Origin of the sequence: Listeria costaricensis, assembly GCF_900183385.1 — a bacterium.
Lineage (GTDB): Bacteria > Bacillota > Bacilli > Lactobacillales > Listeriaceae > Listeria > Listeria costaricensis.
In genome coordinates this window covers 1-3918 of the sequence record NZ_FXUT01000021.1, presented here as the reverse complement: position 1 = coordinate 3918, position 3918 = coordinate 1, and the positions used below count along the sequence as shown (strand labels likewise).

4 protein-coding genes are annotated in these 3918 nt (G+C 42.4%); 2 read left to right on the top strand and 2 right to left on the bottom strand.

What is annotated here, in order from left to right; translation table 11 throughout:
- Positions 1-149: 149 nt before the first annotated feature.
- Entirely contained in the window at positions 150-1586 is a 1437-nt protein-coding gene (locus CS921_RS13060; RefSeq protein WP_099224600.1) for a glycoside hydrolase family 1 protein, read from the bottom strand.
- 348 nt (positions 1587-1934) lie between these two features.
- Between CS921_RS13060 and CS921_RS13055 the strand changes: the two genes are divergently transcribed.
- Positions 1935-2426, top strand: a complete 492-nt coding sequence (locus CS921_RS13055) for an Abi family protein (RefSeq protein WP_099224598.1) — start codon at positions 1935-1937, stop codon at positions 2424-2426.
- A 26-nt stretch (positions 2427-2452) separates the two neighbouring features.
- On the opposite strand, the gene yidA is transcribed toward CS921_RS13055, so the two are convergent.
- A complete protein-coding gene (gene yidA / locus CS921_RS13050; protein ID WP_099224596.1) occupies positions 2453-3265 on the bottom strand; it encodes a sugar-phosphatase in 813 nt (270 codons plus the stop codon).
- A 131-nt stretch (positions 3266-3396) separates the two neighbouring features.
- Here yidA and CS921_RS13045 point away from each other — a divergent pair, with 131 nt between their 5' ends.
- Entirely contained in the window at positions 3397-3900 is a 504-nt protein-coding gene (locus CS921_RS13045; protein ID WP_099224594.1) for a GNAT family N-acetyltransferase, read from the top strand.
- Positions 3901-3918 lie beyond the last annotated feature (18 nt).

Here is a 3918-nt window from a genome sequence, read left to right as displayed (position 1 = left end):
AATGAAAGAGGACTAAAACGTGTAATGTGGATAACTTGCTCCACACTACACGTTTTATTTTGCATTCTGTCCCAACCTATTTAAAAATCAACACAAAAAAACCACCGCACATTCATGCAGTGGCTTTCAACAAAACTATTTATAAAATTTTACAGCTCAGCGCCGTTTGTTTCGATGACTTTTTTATACCAGTAGTAGCTATCTTTCGGAATCCGTGTCATTGGGGCATCGTCCTCTACATCACGGTCGACATAAACAAAGCCGTAACGTTTTTGATAGCCGTTCAACCAGCTCAACAAATCTGTGAAGCTCCATGTGCAATAACCCATCATATCAACGCCGTCACTGATGGCGTCACGAATGGCGGTTACGTGGCTTGCCAGATATTCGATCCGATAGTCGTCATGGATTTGGCCGTCTTCTAGTTTGTCAAATTCGCCTAGTCCGTTTTCTGTGATTAGGATTGGCAGATTATAACGACTGTTGATGCGGCGAAGGGCAATTTGTAAGCCTTTTGGATCGATCGTCCAGTCCCAGTTTGTTGTTTTGACAAAAGGATTGACAACTTTTTTATAAATGCCTGGTACGCCGGTTTCTTTGCTTGTTCCTTTTTCACCAGTCGTGTTCATTTCCATGCTTTGACCCACTCCGTCAAGCGGATTGAAAGCAACTGTTGCGGACTGGTAATAGTTGACACCCATGAAATCAGGTTTTCCAGCTGCCAGTAGTTCCAAATCGCCCGGTTCGATCGTTGGGGCAAGGTCGTTTTCTTCCAAATAGCGCCAAACTGCACTTGGATAGCGGCCATATGCATAAACGTCCATCCAGAAATAACTTTCCAGTTCTTCGGCATCGTCCGCAGCCTGCACGTTTTCAGGCTTGGTGTCAATTGGATAATGTGGCGTGTAAGCAAAGCTTGGACCAATTTTTCCATCAGGGACAACTTCGTGGAATGCCTTGATAACACTGGCATTGGCAAGGTTGGCAATATGATTGACGGCATACATTCTTTTTGGATCGGACACTTTTGGTGGGTGGACTGCTAGATTATAGCCCATTCCAACAAAAATATTCTGCTCATTTAACGAAATCCAGTGTTTTACACGGTCGCCATAACGTTTGAACAGTGTAACCGCATAATTGGTAAAGTCCTCGATTACTTGACGTGACTCCCAGCCACCGTATTCGTCGTAAAGTGCTTGCGGAATATCCCAGTGGTAAAGTGTTACAAGCGGTGTAATGTCATATTTCAATAGTTCATCAATTAGATTGTCATAAAATTTTAGCCCAGCTTCATTGATTTCACCTTTGCCGGTTGGATAGATGCGTGACCAGGCAATCGAGAAGCGGTAAGCTTTTAAGCCGGCTTCTGCCATTAGTTTGACATCTTCCTTGTAACGATGATAGTGATCAACTGCTACATCGCCGTTCGTGCCTTTATATGTGGTGCCGGGAATGCGGACATATTCATCCCAAACTGATGGGCCTTTGCCATCTTCATTCCAAGCTCCTTCGATTTGATAAGCTGCAGAGGCAGAACCCCACAAAAAATCTTTCGGAAAAGGAGCGCGAGTTTTGTGTTCCATTTTTCGTTCCTCCATTTATGACCGAATTGCTTCGGTTTAATAAAAACATTCTACTTCTTTATTTTAAAGTATAATCTTTTATAAAGATAGTCAGAAGTGTGGATTTTAAATAAGTTTCTTCCATTTAGTTTATCTATAATAGCATTTTAAAATAACTAAAGCAGAAATGATATTTCAGTTGACGGATTTACATCTAGTCATATTATATATTTGACTTAAGAGCGCTGTCCCACGCTTAAGAGTATACTCTGCAGACCAGGGGACAGCCACTTTTTATTAGGTGTTCTCTTTAATGACTGAAAAAACAAAAAATTAATGTGACAGAATTTGATATTATAAAGTAGATGGATTCCCTTTTGGGTTCGTGTAGAACATATTACAATTGGCGATACAACCACTATTATTAGAGATTTGGAAAGAAAATTTAGAAAACGCTGGGCAGATGAGGCATTTCCGGGAAACAAAATTAAAGAGTTGGTTGAATGGATGAATACCATTCGCATCTTAAGGAATACACCTGCACATTGTTCACGGTTTTATGGTAGGAATTTCACTTATAACCCATTTCTAAATGGAGAAGATTTAAAAGCCATATGCTATGAAAAAGAATCAGATGTGTTCAAAAATAAATTTAAAAACAATTTTTTCGCTGAAATTATTGTATTGAAGATACTGTATCATAACTTGAGTGAGGAAGATCATTTAAAATGGAATGCTTTCATTAATGAGCTCGAGCGCAGACTAAAGAGTAACAACCTTGATGAAATTTATCTTGGTTTTAACAATCCTTGGAAAGATGCTTTGCAAATAAAAATCGGGAGCCCTGCTCATTCTGTTTAGTAGAAATGAGCAAGATTCCCGTTTTTTTATTTATCCAAAATAAACTTCCGAATTGCTACTGCTACGCCGCTTTCGTTGTTGGTAGCTGTGATGAAGCCTGCCGCTTGCTTGATTTCGTCAGTGGCATTCCCCATTGCGACACCAAGGCCGGCGTATTTGATCATCGTCATATCATTTTCCTGATCGCCAATGCACATGACTTCTGCTTGCTGAATGCCGAGCTTTTCGGCCAGTGCATGAACAGCGTTTCCTTTGCTGGCATCTTTATTCAGGATTTCCAGGTAGAACGGCGTGCTGCGAACAAGATGGAACTTTTCATGAAATTCGGCTGGCACTTGCGCGATACCCGCTTCCAGAAGTTCCGGCTCGTCGATCAGCATCGCTTTTGACATCATAATATCGCGAGGCGTCTGCTCGATTTCTTGGAAAACCAGTTGCGCGCCCGTCAAGTAGGCCTCGTTGATCGTATATTTGCCAATCTGGCGGTTAGGCGTGTAAAGCGTGGCACTGTCAAAGAAATGCATGTGAAGATTCGCTTTTTCACTGAAAGCATAGATTTCCGCCAAGTCCGCGTAGCCAAGCGTCAAATGTGTCAGTACTTTTTTCGTGAACGTATCTTGAACCATCGCACCGTTGAAGCTGATCACATAGTCGCCTTCTTCGCGCAGCTCGAGATCACTCAAATACTGCTCAACGCCAACAAGCGGCCGGCCTGTACAAAGGACGATTTTGACACCTTTCTTTTTGGCCTCGCGGATTGCGTCTTTTACCTCGGTTGTAATTTCGTGGCTGTCATTTAGTAATGTTCCATCAATATCAATTGCTACTAATTTATACATCATTTATCTCCTTTTAGCTCATTCTTTTCCAGTATAACACAATTTGCATGCCTGTTTTGGTTTGGTTTGAAAGTTGGCCAAAAATATGGCAAGATGAAAGAGTGGAAATCCGAGCAGAAAAGAGTGAAACAATGAAACGTAATTATCATGTTAAATTTTTAAATAAGACAGATGTAGCGCTGGTTGAGGCAGTTGCAGATGCCAGCACTGACTATTTTTTGATCGAGCAGGGGCATCCTGCTACCGAGAAAGATGCGCTGGCGATTATTCAGGACTTGCCGCCCGGTAAAAGTAAATTCGACAAATTCGTCATGGCAATCTTGGATGAAGAGGATGCACCAATCGGGGTTATTGATGTCGTGGCAGACTATCCGCGGAAAGGCGAATGGATCATCGGGCTGTTGCTGCTCGTTCCGAATGCACGGAAAGCAGGCATGGGCAAGGTGCTCCACCAAGTGATTCGCGAATGGGCGATCGATGGCGGTGCTGACACACTTAGAGTCGGTATTCTTGCTGAAAATGAAGCAGCGGTCGGGTTCTGGGAGCACCTAGGCTACCGGAAAATTGATTCCAAGCAGCAGACTTTCGGCGAGAAAGAGCATCAGGTGGACGTTTATCAATTACCAATCAAATAAAAACAGCCCTTGTGAGAA

Excerpts from the sequence above, each read along its gene's own strand:
- CS921_RS13060 (WP_099224600.1), bottom strand. The coding sequence starts at position 1,586 with ATGGAACACAAAACTCGCGCTCCTTTTCCGAAAGATTTTTTGTGGGGT.
- yidA (WP_099224596.1), bottom strand. The coding sequence starts at position 3,265 with ATGTATAAATTAGTAGCAATTGATATTGATGGAACATTACTAAATGAC.
- CS921_RS13045 (WP_099224594.1), top strand. The coding sequence starts at position 3,397 with ATGAAACGTAATTATCATGTTAAATTTTTAAATAAGACAGATGTAGCG.